This is a genomic window from Leifsonia sp. NPDC058194 (genome assembly GCF_042883605.1).
In the GTDB taxonomy this organism is placed as follows: Bacteria; Actinomycetota; Actinomycetes; order Actinomycetales; family Microbacteriaceae; genus Leifsonia.
In genome coordinates this window covers 1-12514 of record NZ_JBHVVL010000006.1, presented here as the reverse complement: position 1 = coordinate 12514, position 12514 = coordinate 1, and the positions used below count along the sequence as shown (strand labels likewise).

18 protein-coding genes are annotated in these 12514 nt (G+C 65.9%); 10 read left to right on the top strand and 8 right to left on the bottom strand.

What is annotated here, in order from left to right; genetic code table 11:
- Positions 1-13: 13 nt before the first annotated feature.
- From ACFVU2_RS18915 to ACFVU2_RS18900, 4 genes are read right to left on the bottom strand one after another with little or no spacing between them, the layout of a single operon-like run.
- Positions 14-574, bottom strand: coding sequence for an SLOG family protein (locus ACFVU2_RS18915; protein WP_387877645.1), 561 nt, complete (start codon positions 572-574; stop codon positions 14-16).
- Positions 571-1023 (bottom strand): hypothetical protein, encoded by a 453-nt coding sequence (locus ACFVU2_RS18910; protein ID WP_387877643.1) that lies wholly within the window; start codon positions 1021-1023, stop codon positions 571-573. The genes ACFVU2_RS18915 and ACFVU2_RS18910 overlap by 4 nt, the downstream gene beginning before the upstream one ends.
- A gap of 34 nt (positions 1024-1057) precedes the next feature.
- Complete coding sequence (locus ACFVU2_RS18905; RefSeq protein ID WP_387877641.1) at positions 1058-1225, bottom strand: hypothetical protein; 168 nt, start codon at positions 1223-1225, stop codon at positions 1058-1060.
- Between the two features lie 24 nt (positions 1226-1249).
- Positions 1250-2275: an ATP-grasp domain-containing protein gene (locus tag ACFVU2_RS18900; RefSeq protein ID WP_387877639.1), complete on the bottom strand. Its 1026-nt coding sequence runs from the start codon at positions 2273-2275 to the stop codon at positions 1250-1252.
- 240 nt (positions 2276-2515) lie between these two features.
- On the opposite strand from ACFVU2_RS18900, the gene ACFVU2_RS18895 reads away from it, so the two are divergent.
- The 9 genes from ACFVU2_RS18895 to ACFVU2_RS18855 all read left to right on the top strand — a co-directional run bounded on the left by ACFVU2_RS18895 (position 2516) and on the right by ACFVU2_RS18855 (position 8174).
- Positions 2516-2890: a hypothetical protein gene (locus ACFVU2_RS18895; RefSeq protein WP_387877636.1), complete on the top strand. Its 375-nt coding sequence runs from the start codon at positions 2516-2518 to the stop codon at positions 2888-2890.
- 64 nt (positions 2891-2954) lie between these two features.
- On the top strand, positions 2955-3950 hold the full coding sequence (locus ACFVU2_RS18890; protein ID WP_387877634.1) for a hypothetical protein: 996 nt from the start codon (positions 2955-2957) through the stop codon (positions 3948-3950).
- Positions 3947-4249, top strand: coding sequence for a hypothetical protein (locus tag ACFVU2_RS18885; RefSeq protein ID WP_387877632.1), 303 nt, complete (start codon positions 3947-3949; stop codon positions 4247-4249). Before ACFVU2_RS18890 ends, ACFVU2_RS18885 begins: the two co-directional genes overlap by 4 nt.
- A gap of 2 nt (positions 4250-4251) precedes the next feature.
- Positions 4252-4518 carry a helix-turn-helix domain-containing protein gene (locus ACFVU2_RS18880; RefSeq protein WP_387877629.1) on the top strand — a complete coding sequence of 89 codons (267 nt, stop codon included), beginning with the start codon at positions 4252-4254 and terminating at the stop codon, positions 4516-4518.
- Positions 4519-4725: 207 nt separating this feature from the next.
- Positions 4726-5268: a hypothetical protein gene (locus ACFVU2_RS18875; protein WP_387877626.1), complete on the top strand. Its 543-nt coding sequence runs from the start codon at positions 4726-4728 to the stop codon at positions 5266-5268.
- Positions 5265-5447, top strand: a complete 183-nt coding sequence (locus ACFVU2_RS18870) for a hypothetical protein (RefSeq protein ID WP_387877623.1) — start codon at positions 5265-5267, stop codon at positions 5445-5447. Before ACFVU2_RS18875 ends, ACFVU2_RS18870 begins: the two co-directional genes overlap by 4 nt.
- Positions 5448-5668: 221 nt before the next feature.
- Positions 5669-6277: a hypothetical protein gene (locus tag ACFVU2_RS18865; protein ID WP_387877620.1), complete on the top strand. Its 609-nt coding sequence runs from the start codon at positions 5669-5671 to the stop codon at positions 6275-6277.
- Between the two features lie 857 nt (positions 6278-7134).
- Positions 7135-7914, top strand: a complete 780-nt coding sequence (locus tag ACFVU2_RS18860; protein WP_387877618.1) for a hypothetical protein — start codon at positions 7135-7137, stop codon at positions 7912-7914.
- On the top strand, positions 7911-8174 hold the full coding sequence (locus ACFVU2_RS18855) for a hypothetical protein (RefSeq protein WP_387877615.1): 264 nt from the start codon (positions 7911-7913) through the stop codon (positions 8172-8174). Before ACFVU2_RS18860 ends, ACFVU2_RS18855 begins: the two co-directional genes overlap by 4 nt.
- 25 nt (positions 8175-8199) lie before the next feature.
- Here the strand turns inward: ACFVU2_RS18855 and ACFVU2_RS18850 are convergent, their stop codons facing one another.
- The 3 genes from ACFVU2_RS18850 to ACFVU2_RS18840 all read right to left on the bottom strand — a co-directional run bounded on the left by ACFVU2_RS18850 (position 8200) and on the right by ACFVU2_RS18840 (position 10936).
- The gene (locus ACFVU2_RS18850) at positions 8200-9207 is read right to left on the bottom strand and encodes a replication protein RepA (protein ID WP_387877612.1); all 1008 of its coding nucleotides are present in this window, start codon (positions 9205-9207) and stop codon (positions 8200-8202) included.
- Between the two features lie 144 nt (positions 9208-9351).
- Positions 9352-9984: a hypothetical protein gene (locus tag ACFVU2_RS18845; protein ID WP_387877610.1), complete on the bottom strand. Its 633-nt coding sequence runs from the start codon at positions 9982-9984 to the stop codon at positions 9352-9354.
- A complete protein-coding gene (locus ACFVU2_RS18840) occupies positions 9977-10936 on the bottom strand; it encodes a ParA family protein (RefSeq protein ID WP_387877607.1) in 960 nt (319 codons plus the stop codon). Before ACFVU2_RS18840 ends, ACFVU2_RS18845 begins: the two co-directional genes overlap by 8 nt.
- A gap of 520 nt (positions 10937-11456) precedes the next feature.
- Here ACFVU2_RS18840 and ACFVU2_RS18835 point away from each other — a divergent pair.
- Positions 11457-11639 (top strand): hypothetical protein, encoded by a 183-nt coding sequence (locus tag ACFVU2_RS18835; RefSeq protein WP_387877604.1) that lies wholly within the window; start codon positions 11457-11459, stop codon positions 11637-11639.
- Between the two features lie 4 nt (positions 11640-11643).
- Here the strand turns inward: ACFVU2_RS18835 and ACFVU2_RS18830 are convergent, their stop codons facing one another.
- Positions 11644-12315 carry a hypothetical protein gene (locus ACFVU2_RS18830; RefSeq protein WP_387877602.1) on the bottom strand — a complete coding sequence of 224 codons (672 nt, stop codon included), beginning with the start codon at positions 12313-12315 and terminating at the stop codon, positions 11644-11646.
- Positions 12316-12514: the final 199 nt, after the last annotated feature.

Genomic DNA, 12514 nt, shown 5'->3' with positions numbered 1-12514 from the left:
TGTTGTTGCAGACTCAGAACGGCAGCCACGTCTCCAGGATCGGCAGCTGACCCGCTCCACCCAGCGTGAGGTCCCTCTCCACAGCCCGACGACGAAGGACCTCGGCGCCAAGGTCGCCGAACGGGTACAGATCCTTCCCCCAGACGACGAGGGTCGGGATACCCGCCTTCATCGCCTTCTCGGCGCAGTCCCATGTGCCGCGCGAGGTACGTGCGCGGTCTTCCCCCTCTGCGAGGTGGTAGCCGTGAGTCGGGAACGCCAGACACGCCTCAGCACCAGCGGCAATCATGGCGTCGTTGCGCCGATGACCGGCCAGCTTGCAGACGTCGAGTCCGTGGTGCCAGGCCGGACACCGCGACGTGTGGACACCCCATTCGGCGGGGTGCCCTTCTGTCGCGATACCGTGCTGCTGAGCCGTCTGGGCGAGAAGCTGATCAGCGCCGGCGGCCCCGCCGTGGACGAGGATCGCTTCGGCCGCGGAGACACCGAGGAGGGCCAGGGTGGCGTTCAGGGCGTCCGCGGAGACCTGCGCGTCGGTCCAGTCGCGGCTTCCGGTCATCAGGATTCGCTTCACGCGAGCACCTCCTGAAGTGGACGCTCCCAGAGGGGCATCCCGGCGTCGTCGAGCTCGGTGGAGAACTCGAGCGGGCCAGTGGTGTCGAGGTGGGTCCCGATTACCGACCACCCCGCAGGTGGAATCGATCGAGTCGAGTCGTCCTGCTGCCCGGTGGCGAGCCAGCGAGGCGAGACGCCGAGCACTCGTGCGAGGAGTCGGAACTCGGCGACCGAGTGGGCGTTCCGTGTCGACAGTCGCAACGCAATCCAGCGGCGCGCGTCGATCCCAGAGTGCTTGCGGCGCTCGGTCAACTTCTGGTCGGCGTAGTCGCCGAGGTGGGCCTTCAGGTCACTAATGGCCTTGCGGACGCGACCCTGGAAGGCGAGGTCGGCCGCTGAGTGGATGACCTGGATGATCCGGTCACCTTCCGAGGCGTTGGCGTCGAGGGTGATGGTGTTCTCGGACACGAGGTCCTCCTTCTGGTTCAGAGTCGGGGTGGGGTCAGGCCTGGTGCTCGCGGATGTCGCGGGCCTTGGAGCGGCGGAGGGTTCGCCGGGCGAAGGGCTTCCAGTCGCCGGTGTTGCAGTACTGGCATCCGCCCACCTGGGACTCGGGGCACTTCTTCCCCGAGTGCGGGCGGCCACGACGATCGCGATCGGACTTGCTCATGGTGGTTCCTCTCTGCAGATGGGGTCAGATGGCGTAGCCGCGGTCGCGGGCGCCGACGAGGGCCATCGCGACGGCCCACGGATCCGAGGCGTACAACCCCGAGTTCGGCAGGTCGTTCAGCTCCACGACGACCGGGGTTCCTTCTGGGCCCGCGGCCGCGTCGAGCGCGACGTCGATCACGACGGTGCCGCCGTGCTGATGGGCCAGCTCGACGCCGAAGTCGAGAAGCCGCCCGACGGCATCGGGGCGGTCTTCGACCGCGGAAGGTGCACCCTGGTGCAGGTGGCCGCGGATGCGGCGGACTCGGGTGTCGAACGGGCCTGCGCTCAGCATCTGGTTCAGGGGTGTGAACTCCTCGACGCAACCGGCTCCGGAGATGAGCTCGCCGTCGACGACGAAGAGCCGGTACTCGAACTGGAGGTCGATCGCGTCCTGCGCGACCACGAGGTCGGAGCCGCCCTCGAGATTCATGTACGCCCAGTCCATCGCCTGGAACAGTCGCCGGGCGATCACCTCTGGGTCGCTGTCGAGCTCGACCGACCAGATGCCGAACTTGCGAGCGACCGCCTTCACGATCCCCCGCTGGACGCCGTGGTCGCGGTGCCGCGCAGCCAGCCACTCGGTGACATCCGTGCTCGGATCGAGATCGATGGATCCGAGGGTCATGGCGCGGCCGCCGTGCTTCTGCAGCAGCGGGTGGAGGATCAGCCGGTCCGGACCGTGGTGGCCACCTTCTTCGGTCCGGGAGACCGGGCCGAGACGGCGCTTCATCTCGGCGTCCGTCCAACGCGTGTTCCAGGAGCCTGGCTCCTTGGCGACGAGGTTCTGGCCGCTGGCCCGCCACGCGGCGGAGACACGGCACGCGTCCTCCCAGAAGTCTTCGATGTCAGCGCTCGTCACCGGGGCACGAAGCATCTCCGGGAAGGCAGCACGCACGTCGGACAGAATCGACTCGGCGATCGCCCGCTTGGCGCTCGACCAGGAGGTGGGTATCCCCGGGAAGGCACGCAGGTTGCCGGAGAACAGCTGAGGTTCCTGAGGTGTAGACATGGTCGCTCCTGCGGATGCTCGGTTGTGGAAGAAGGCGAGGCCGCACCGAAGCGGTGCACGAGCCTCACCACCGCCCCCGTACACGGCTTTGCCGTGACGCAGTACGCTCCCCCGGCCGCGGAGCTGGCCGAGGAAGGAAGAAGCAGGTCAGGCGCGCCGCGAAGCCTGACGCCGGATACCCGTCGAATGCTACGATTACACTCGAATACGAGCAGAAATGACGATTCCAGGAGTATGCAAATGAGCGAAGCTGTCACCGACACGTCGGATCGGGTGCGCAAGACTCTGCGCTTCCACCCGGACACCGTCGAGCGTGCCCGCTACTGGAGCGCGAAGCGCGGCATCACCGAGAACGACTACCTCGTCCTCGCCGTCGAGGAGAAGATCGCGCGCGAGAACGGCGACTACGACCTGCCGACACTGGAGCAGGCCCGGCTGAACCAGCTCATCGACGAGATCCGCGCGTTGTCGACGAACACGGCGAACCTGGAGACAGTGGTCACCACCGGGTTCGATTCCTTGATCGGCCTCACGCGCGGCGACAGCTATCTGCTGGACGCCGAAGACGGTGAGCTCGCCGTGGGTGAAGCCGCCTCGGCGATGGCCGGCGACTGAGCCCCACTCCCCCACTCCCGCATCGCCACCACCACGAACTTCCAGAAGACCGAGGGATCCCCAGATGAGCAGCTTCATGGACCAGGCGCTTGACGCGTATCGGGCCCCGACCTCCGATGACCTGGAGATCGCACTCCCCCCGCGCAGGGAGTCGAAGGCCGAGCCGGCTCGCACAGAGCCAGGCGATCCTGGCCAGCACGGCGGTGCCGCCGATGGCTCGCAGGGTTCCACGGATGCGCACAACGACGACGTCGCCTCGACCGCGGCCGAGCCGGAGCCTCAGCGCGACGAGCCCGACGACGGAGAGCACACCGACTCCACTGAGGCCCAGGTGGCCGCCAGGGCCGCGCGGCAGCGCGCCGAAGCCGTCGAAGAGGCCAAGGAGGCCCCCGCTGAGGATGCTCCCCCACAGGACCCGGAACCGGCCCTGGAGGTGGCTCCTGAGCCGGTGACGGTGGCTGCCAAGCATCTCGACGCGAAGATGGTGCTCGCGACGACCGAGGGGACGTCGCCGCGTTCGTTCACGCGCATCGGCTTTTCCGCCGGGGAGGGCACGCCTTCTCTGGTCCTCAAGCGGTTCCCGCAACCGGCGATCGACAAGCTTCGGGTTCTCCTGGCGCCGTCGCTCGGTGGTGAGTTCGCCGAGCAGATTTCGGCTCCGGCGCTCGTGACGGCGTTCCTGGTCGCGACGATCGGTGTGGATCTCGAGCTGGACGAGAACACGTCGGCGGCCGCCGACGCCTTCCGCACCTCGGACGCCCGGATCGCCGGCGTCGAGGACCGTCTCGACGAGGTGGCGGAGAACGTGGCGCAGCTCGCCAACGCGATGAAGCTGAGCCTGAACCGGATCGGTGAGACCGGAAATCTCGTGGACAACATGGAATTCGCGATGGCGTACCTGGTCGCGGACCGGGTCGCCGGCGTCACCAAGCCCGAAACGACCGAGGTCAACGTCGACGTGGCCCAGAAGAAGGTGCTCGTCGCGCGCGAGAGCATCCGGAAGCGCGCGAAGGCGCAACGTACCATCGAGAAGCAGCGTGACGGACGGAGAATGGAATGACCCCGCAGCACAACCCCAACGGCCGTGTCCCCCGAGGTGTCCCCTCGGCGTCGGGAACGACGTCGTTCGCCGACATCGCCCGCGAGAATCTGAGGACCGACGAGGCCGAGCTCGCCGAGCTGAAGAAGCTCGACAAGGACGGCAACCTCAGCGAGGTGGATTCCAGCGGCAATCCGATCAGCCGCGAGGAAGCGCAGCGCCGACTCGACGGGCGCATCGTCGAGCTGCAGCGTCGAGTCGACGAGACCCGCCTGGAGATCGACAACGCGGACAGCGTCGACGACGCCGACGCCCTCTAGCCGTGGCTGAGGTCGACAACCCCCGGGACTCCTCCACCCCACTCGACCGGGCGCTGGCCGGCGTCCTCGTCGGCGCGTACAAGGGGCGCCGGCTGAACCAGGAGTATCTCCACCACAGGACGGGGATCACGGTCGCGACGCTCCAACGGCTCATGGCCGGCAAATCGCAGTTCAGCGTGCACCAGCTGTCGCTGCTGGCCGAGGCCATCGGCGGCAAGACGGCGCCGGAGTACCTCGAAGAGGCGATGGGGTTGCACGGGCATTCCTGACCGAGCAAAGGAAAACCCCTCGGGTACCAAACCGAGGGGTTTTCGTCCTCCCAGGGACGGGAGGATCCAAGTTCGCAAAGCCATGCAACCAGGGACGGGTTCGATCTTAGCGCAAGGATGCGTCAGATCCGCTCGTGAACGAGGGAGAATAGCGAGTCCGCGATCGTACGACGCTGATACCGCGGAAGAGGGCGACAGAATGACGCCATGACTCTCTCGATCGACCCCAAGCTCCTCCGCCAAGCTGCGCTAGGCGACCTCTCCCCCGATGACATCGCCGGCCTCCGGCCCCTGTTCGTGTCCGGTGCTCTGCACAAGATGTGGCGGAACGGGCCGATCGAAAATGTCCACGCGACCGAGGCGGGCCCGTCGGACGGACGGATGTTCCGCATGAACACGTATCTGACGCAGCGGATCCAGACGATCTTCGACGAATGGGTCGAGTCCAACTCCGTCAAATCGTTCGACGCCGTCACGTCGCAGCAGTTGCTCGATCTGATGGACGAGCTCGGCATGATCTTGATGTCGGGCGAGTCGAAGGTGGCACCCGAGCTCACGCTGAGCGACGTGGCCGGCGACGCGGCCCACGAGGTCATCGAGAATGCGCAGGATATGACCGCCTCGGCGGCGGATTGGGCGGCGGACGACGGCGCTGCGACGCCCCCTCATACGTGTGGACGTTCGATGGCAGAATGCACCGGCATCTCTGGGGGTCGCCGGAATGGGAGTCGATCGTCACGAAGTTCATGACCGCACTCGACGACCCTGGCAACGAGCTGTGGCGCGGCGAGTACGACGAGTACGTCAAGTGGCTCGACGGCATCGACCGGGCCGAAATGGAACAGCTGCTGCGTGAGCGACCTTGGGCAATGACGGAGGAACTCGCCCTGGCCACCGTGCGAGCGGGACTTGGCTTCGTAATGCCGTAGCCGTCTCGCTGATAGGAATCACTGGCACGCTCCGCTTCCTACCGGCGCGGAACCGCTGCGGGCTTCTTTGGCCTAAGAAACTGCCCACTAAGAGCCGGTTGCCAACCCATGACTCACGGTTGCATAATCAGGCGCCGCTCGGCTGGCATCGTGTCGAGCGAGATCCGCGACCTGGTTGGTAGGGGCCGCGCAACCAGTCAAAGCGAAGGGGGAGATTTCCTATGACCCAATCGGATTCCGTTAAGATATTTGACACACCACAGCTGGTCAACACTCTCAACGAGATCGCACCGAACCTGGTAACGCCGCTACAGGTCGCGTCCCAGTCAATCCGATATCCGATCGAAGGCAATGCCGAGTTGTCGGCTGCTCTCGAACCGCTCGGGCAAGCAGATTCGGCTCCCGGGAATCTGCCTGCGCAGTTCTTTCCTATCTTGGACGCAAGCGATCTATTGACCAAGCTCTACATCGCTGGGGAGGCACGAAGTCGATCGCAGGCCGCATGGGATGATTTCGTGAGCAAGGGCGGCGATAACGAAAAGGTGGCCCCCGACGACCTAGCGCCCCCTGTCGCTATCCCTCCCGGTGTATGGACCAAGGTGCTATCTGGATCGGATCTGCAGATTTGGGCGCTTGTGTACTACGGATACTTCACCACGCATGGGCCGGAATTAGTGCAGTTCCGCCGCTACTCCGTTGCGCCCCCCTTCTACAGCGACGGGGACACCAACACGAACGGAGTATTTACCGCGTGGATGATCGGCACTTACACGGAGTTTTGGTTCTTTTCGGCCACGGGTAACCAAGTTTCTTGGGCTCCAGGCGGCTGAATAAGGCCAATCAAAGCGCCAGGCGCAGGGACTGCTAGCAGCCCCTGTGGCCTCGCTGACGGGAACCACTCGCGCGCTCCGCTTGCGGCCGCCGCGGAACCGCTGCGCGCTTCCTTGCCCTCGAATCCGGATGTGGTCGCCTCCCCGAGGTCTGTTTCGCACCTCTTGCGCCACCAATTCATGGGCACGAGAGCGATCTCCAACCGGGAATTCACCTGGGGCTTGGCGCACGATCTGGGCCGATTCGCTCTGTGGTTGCGTTAAGAATCCGGTTTTGGACAGGAAGAGCTACAGGTAGAACTACAGGGGGCGGCTCCCCACAGGGCTCAACTTCCGCTCCACGACTGGCATAGCGGGCTGTTGGCGGGGCTGCATGCGCCACCGGATGACCCCAACTCCGCCACCCGTTGATCCCAGGTGCGCCACCGAAGCACCCCATCTCGCCACCGATTGATCCCACGGAATCCGGGGACATCTTGTGGCGGAAGATCTCCGCTGTCGAGACCGTCTGCGCCACCGAATGACCCCAGAATCCGCCACTGATTGACCCCACTCCCCCGCCACCGATTGATCCCATGGCGCTGCGCCACCGAATGACCCCAGGATGCACGGTTTCGGGCGCCACCGAATGACCCCGCGAACGGCGACATCTCCACGACTTCCGCCACCGAATGACCCCAGATGCGCCACCGATTGATCCCAGCGAGCACCCTGTGGTGATCGAGCCGCGTAAGGTGCGCCACCAATTGACCCCGGAGCGGCGAGCCAGCGAGTGCCCCTGTACGCGCGCCACCAAATGACCCCGCGATCCGCGGTGCTTCACCTGCGCCACCAAATGACCCCGCGACGCGGCGTCGGTGGAGGACGCTATTCTGCGGCCACGAGCCGACGACGAAAGGCAGACGACACGAATGGTTGGCCACGGCAAAGAGACGACACCGGAGATGATGCTCGGCACCCTCGCCGGTGCTTGCGCAACCCGCGTCGCGGCCAAGCCCTACGACCTCACCGGACCGGCCTCACGCAAGAAGTACCGCGAGAAGACCGAGATCATCGTCGGAAAGCTCCACGAGTACCTCTCGCACCAGAATCCGTCGAAGTTCGAGTTCGAGGCGCGCATGCTGGTCGACCACGGCGGGTTCGAGTTCTCTATCGCATACGACAACTTCATGGCCTTCAGCTCACGGCAGCGCGACTGGGTCCTCGAGAGGCTCCCTGGCGCCACCCAGGCGGCTGCCAAGGCGATTGCGTCGCGTGCGACACGGCACGGATGGGAGGCGATGCTCGCGGAGGCGATGGATGCTGCCGGCTGGTTTATCGACGAACGCCACATGGTCCACTACGTCAATGACGGCGGTCGACGCGTAGCTGCACGAGCCGACCTTCTGGTGCGGCTCCCCTTCCTCGACGAAAGGCCTCTCGACCGCCTCATCGTCGACCTCAAGTATCACCAGAGACTGGCCGAGGACGTCATCGAAGCGGACCTCGCCGAGATCGTTCGCCGATACGGGCGTCCCTACGCGGACCTCTTCGGGCGCCCCGTGGCGTGCGTCATCCTCGCCTTCAACGAGCGCGACGGCGCCGTTTGGAGCGAAGATCGACGGGTGGCGCCTCGTCCGTCTTCCCGAACCGCATGAGCGCCGAGTCACAGTCCGCCGGCCATTGGCACTACGCGGCCGCTGTGGAGCTCGTCGACGGCGTGGAGCGCTGGAGCGTGGCGGAGGTGCATCCAGGCCGCGACGGCGGCGTCTGGGGCTACACGAGCCCGTCTGAGGCCGCGGAGGGCGAGACGGCCGCCGAGCTGCAGAAGGACCTGGAGATGATGCTCGAGGACGTGAAGCGGCACGTCCTCGACCTGCGTGGTGAGACACCCGTTCTTCGAGCGCGCGAGGCGTAGCTGGGACGAAGTGCTGGCCCGCTCCCTACTCGGCCTGGCGCTCCTTCGGGTCGAGGCTCTTGTACGGCTTGTTCGAGCGCACGTGGGTCAGCGACGGCCGCAGGATCAAGTAGTCCTGGGTGACCTCGGCGTTCAGCGCCGGGTAGACGATCTGCACCGCCTGCAGCTCCTTGATGAAGGCGGCCTTGAACGCGCGCAGGCGGCCGTATTGGGCGCCGAACTGGTTGCTGAGGTCGGCCCACTTGATGCGGGTCGGCTTGGTCAGGTAGTACATCCGGTACGTGGCCCAGATGTACAGGTCGATCCGCAGGCTGCTGCCCCCGAGCGCGCGGATGGCCTTGAGGTCGACGGGGACCGGCGACGCCTTGATCGAGTTGAAGAACTCCTCCGAGAGGTGCACCTCGGACGCCCAGAGCCCCTCATCGCCGAGCTCCTCCCGGTTCGCCCACCAGAGGCTCACGCTCTTGGCGATCTGGAAGTACTCGGACACGGTGCCGTGCCCGGACTCGTTGACGGCCAGGCCCTCGACGGACAGCTGGGCGCCAAAGAGCGCGGCGAGCTGGTCCTTGACGATGTTCGCGTTGCGGCCGCTGTACTCGACGTTCAGCTTCGACAGGAAAGAGCGCATGCTGCGGCCGAGGTCGACGACGGGGCTCTGGGTCAGGAACGCCTCCGTGGCCACGTAGGTGAGCGCCAGGCGCGGGTAGATGCCGTAGGGGTACTTCCGCACCTTCGTCCGGTCGCGCTTGGTGATGAGCGCGGGGCTCATCGTGAGCGTGACGTTGCCGTTGCGGCGCTCGTAGTACGGGATCTCCCCCGGGTTGCGCTGCGGGAGCGAGACCTGGGCGAACAGACGGGCCGAGAAGCCCACGTTCTGGTCCTCGGCGCCCTGCTCCGCCTTCGTGGCGAAGTCGAGCATCTTCAGCCGCGCCCGCGGCACGATCAGACCCGACCAGCGCTCTTCTTCGATCTCGGCCGGCTCGAGCTCGTCGCCGCGGGACACCTCGTCCTGGAACTCGCTCTCAGCAGACATGCTTCGGGGTCCTGTCGGGGTCGGCGGCCGCGTACTTCACGACCGGTGGATTCCTGTCATTCTCGGCGTGCACGTCGAGCGAGCGAGTGAGATGGCGCGGTGTGTCACGTCTCCACTCCCCCGCCCTGTAACCGGACTGCCGGGTTACGAGCCGATCGGCCGACCGCGCGGCAGGGCCTTCTCACGGACCGGGAACGGCTGCCCGTCGTTGTAGGCCTGCTCGATCCGCCTCGTCTCACGCTCCAGGAGGTCCTGGAAGAACGCCTCGGCGCTCGGCCACCCCTCGTGCAACTTGGCGGCCAGGAAGGCGGCGTCGAACGCCTTCTTCGAGCTGCGGCGGACGCGGAAGGTCGCGTTGACGAGCGGATCCCCTTCCTCGACACGCGGGGCGACGGACACCGGCGGCGCAGGGTCGACGACCGGCGCTGCCTGAGCGACGCTCGGCGCCACCGTAGGCGGCTCCACCGTCGGCCCGGCGTCGGGAGCAGCCGTCGACGCAGCCGTAGCGGCTTCCGGGTGATCCAGAAACGCGACAGGGGCGATCGCCGGCTCGACGTTGCGGGCGTCCTGCAGCGCCGTTCCGGACTCGACATCAGCAGAGGGCACAGGTGAGGTCTCGGTGACAGGTGCCTCGGTCGCGACCTCCTCGGCGGCGGCGAACGACGGCTGGGGCCGGTTCCGCTTGATGAGCGAGCTCGCCGGCGCCGGCTTGGCCGCGCGACGCGGCGGCGGTCCCCCAACGGGACGCGAGCTGGGTTCAGAGCTGGTCTCAGACATCGGCGGTCTCCTGTTCTCCCTCAGCTGCCTGCGCGCGCTCGGTGAAGCGGGCGACGAGCTCCTGCGTGACGGCTTGCAGGCTGTCGGCCACGGACTGCGCCGAGACGGGTCCCGGGCTCGCGATCTTCTCGCCCCTCTTCAACGACTCGTACCACTTCGGGGCGGTGCGGACCGCGTCGTCGACCTCATGGGCCAGCAGGCCCTTGTTGCGCGTCTGCTTTGCAGTCGCTTCCGAGTGGCTGATGAAGCTCTGGAACACAATGCCGTCGGCATTCGTGACGCCGAGGACCTCGTTCACTTCGTCGACGTACTCCTTGCGCACGCGCTTCGCGCTCTGGGAGGTGCCGAAGAGCACGATGCCGAGCAAGTCGAGCTCGGGGTTGAGATCGAGGACCTGATCGAGTCTGTTCGCCGTGAGGATGAGACCCTTCTTGCTCGCAGCGTCCGTCTTGGTCGGGATCAACACGTACCGGGCGGCGGCCACCGCTACGGTTTGGAGGACGTCGATGTTCGGCGGGCAGTCGATCAGGATGATGTCGTAGTCCGCTGAGATGTGCGAGAGCGCGATCGCCAGCGCCATCTTGCCCTCGGCGGCCGCGCGACCGCCCTTGCCGATCTTGGAGGCAAGCGTGGCCGCCGCTCCCTCGAGGTGGTGGCCGCCGGGCAGCACGTCGAGGCCCGGGCGCACGTTCTTCAGCGGCCGGGGCGCGTCGCCATAGACCAGGGCCTTCGAGAGTTCCTTCCCGTCGTCATCCTGCTCCGTGTCGGCGTAGCCGAGGTCGAGACCGACGTTGCCCTGGGGGTCGAGGTCGACGGCGAGAACGCGCCACCCATCTGCCGCGAGCAGTCCCCCACTGTTGGTGGTGATCGTCGTCTTGCCGACGCCGCCCTTGCCGTTGATCAACGCGACGACCTGCTGCAGGTCGCTGCGGTCGAAGTCGAATTCCGCCATTTCAGTCCGATCTCACTGATGAATCCGCTGCCCTCGGTGCCGGCAGCTGTCGGGCACGAGTGTAGCTATCTGGAGCGTCCAGACGTTCTGGATCGTCTGGCGAGTCGGGCATTGCCGGAACTGCCCGATTGCCCTATCTGTTGAGTCTGGAGATGCTGCTATATCCAGACAGCGCTATCGGGGCTTTCTGCTATGTCTGGCAGTTCTGTACTGCACAGTCTGGTTTGCGCTATCGGGTATTTCTGGCAGCGCTGGCGTGTCTGGCATTGCTGGCGTTTCTGGGTGTGCCAACATTGCCCGATTGCGCTGTCTGGCATTTCTGGACGCTCTGGTTAGCGCGAATTCTTCTGTATCGGGCGAACTGGGGGAGTGACGGGTGCTGGGCTCAAAATTGGGGGTAAGCGGCTCAGATCGGCGTACACGGCCGCTGAGAGGGTGGTACCGGCCGACGTGCGGTCGGGGGAGTGCCTCTGATGCGGGGCTATCAGTTGACGGTGGTCACGCTTACGCTCAACCCACCATGGGGGAACACGACGGGCCGCTGAAGCGCGCGGCCGAGGATATGCGGAACATCTACGCGAACGAGATCGCGCGCGTCGTGGCAGCGGGGGAGCAGCCGGCGCTCGAGCTCATCCGATCGTGGCAGCGGTACTCGGCCGAGGCCGGCGCCGGGCATGAAGCATCGGATCAGGTGGGGGAGTAGAGCCTCAGTCCTCGACCGTGTCGATGTCGTCGTTGTCGTCCCCGCCGACTGTGGCAGGAAGCGACTCGACCCTCACGGTCTTCTGTGACAGCGCGAACACTCCCTCCACCGATTTCTGGAGCAGATCGGGCTTGAGTCGTGCCTGGTTGAGGAAGTGGTCGGCGAGGCGCACGTCTTCGTCGGTCAACCTGGGACGAAGACTTTCGATGACCTGTTCGATCTGGTCGAGTTGGTCGTGGAACTCTCGTGAGCGTCGTTCCGATCGCGTTGAAGCGGCTTCTTCGTACGCGAGGTCTCGGCGAGCGTTCGACTCGCTCGCATTCGCGAAATTCAGTCGCAAGCGGCCGATGCCGTTCGCGATGGCGAGGATGGTCGGGGTAGCCGAGATAGCCCAGCTGGCCGCCCAGGAAACCATCTGGAAGTCGATCATCAAGGGGCTGCCGTAGTGAAGGCGCCGCACCTGCAAGAAGTCGATCGCTTCGCTGGAGAGCAGGTCGTCACGATCGTCGAACTCGTCGATGAACGAATGACCGAGCCACATGCTGAGGGCGACGAGCTGCGCCGCAGCGCTGATGTCGTCCTGGACCATGCGGAGGGGGAGAAGCGGGTCTTCGTGGATCGAGACCCTCAGGTCGGCTCGCGATTCCGGTTGAGGTGCAGCTGCGGCATCCGTCATGGCCACAGACTACTCACGCCGGCCACGTTGGCTCACGCGGCCTGGCGGTAGTCCCCGAGCGTCCATCTCGAGCCGGGGTCGAGCAGACCGGCCTCGACATCCTCCCGCGCGCGGCGGTGGTCGGCCAGGGCTCGGGGATCGTCGCGTCGACGTGGGTACATCGGCCACTCGATCTCGCCGCCTCGACGCGCATCGCCAT

Excerpts from the sequence above, each read along its gene's own strand:
- ACFVU2_RS18845 (WP_387877610.1), bottom strand. The coding sequence starts at position 9,984 with ATGTCTGAGACCAGCTCTGAACCCAGCTCGCGTCCCGTTGGGGGACCG.
- ACFVU2_RS18890 (WP_387877634.1), top strand. The coding sequence starts at position 2,955 with ATGAGCAGCTTCATGGACCAGGCGCTTGACGCGTATCGGGCCCCGACC.
- ACFVU2_RS18840 (WP_387877607.1), bottom strand. The coding sequence starts at position 10,936 with ATGGCGGAATTCGACTTCGACCGCAGCGACCTGCAGCAGGTCGTCGCG.
- ACFVU2_RS18875 (WP_387877626.1), top strand. The coding sequence starts at position 4,726 with ATGACTCTCTCGATCGACCCCAAGCTCCTCCGCCAAGCTGCGCTAGGC.
- ACFVU2_RS18895 (WP_387877636.1), top strand. The coding sequence starts at position 2,516 with ATGAGCGAAGCTGTCACCGACACGTCGGATCGGGTGCGCAAGACTCTG.
- ACFVU2_RS18885 (WP_387877632.1), top strand. The coding sequence starts at position 3,947 with ATGACCCCGCAGCACAACCCCAACGGCCGTGTCCCCCGAGGTGTCCCC.
- ACFVU2_RS18835 (WP_387877604.1), top strand. The coding sequence starts at position 11,457 with ATGGGGGAACACGACGGGCCGCTGAAGCGCGCGGCCGAGGATATGCGG.
- ACFVU2_RS18865 (WP_387877620.1), top strand. The coding sequence starts at position 5,669 with ATGACCCAATCGGATTCCGTTAAGATATTTGACACACCACAGCTGGTC.
- ACFVU2_RS18850 (WP_387877612.1), bottom strand. The coding sequence starts at position 9,207 with ATGTCTGCTGAGAGCGAGTTCCAGGACGAGGTGTCCCGCGGCGACGAG.
- ACFVU2_RS18905 (WP_387877641.1), bottom strand. The coding sequence starts at position 1,225 with ATGAGCAAGTCCGATCGCGATCGTCGTGGCCGCCCGCACTCGGGGAAG.
- ACFVU2_RS18900 (WP_387877639.1), bottom strand. The coding sequence starts at position 2,275 with ATGTCTACACCTCAGGAACCTCAGCTGTTCTCCGGCAACCTGCGTGCC.
- ACFVU2_RS18855 (WP_387877615.1), top strand. The coding sequence starts at position 7,911 with ATGAGCGCCGAGTCACAGTCCGCCGGCCATTGGCACTACGCGGCCGCT.
- ACFVU2_RS18870 (WP_387877623.1), top strand. The coding sequence starts at position 5,265 with ATGACCGCACTCGACGACCCTGGCAACGAGCTGTGGCGCGGCGAGTAC.
- ACFVU2_RS18830 (WP_387877602.1), bottom strand. The coding sequence starts at position 12,315 with ATGACGGATGCCGCAGCTGCACCTCAACCGGAATCGCGAGCCGACCTG.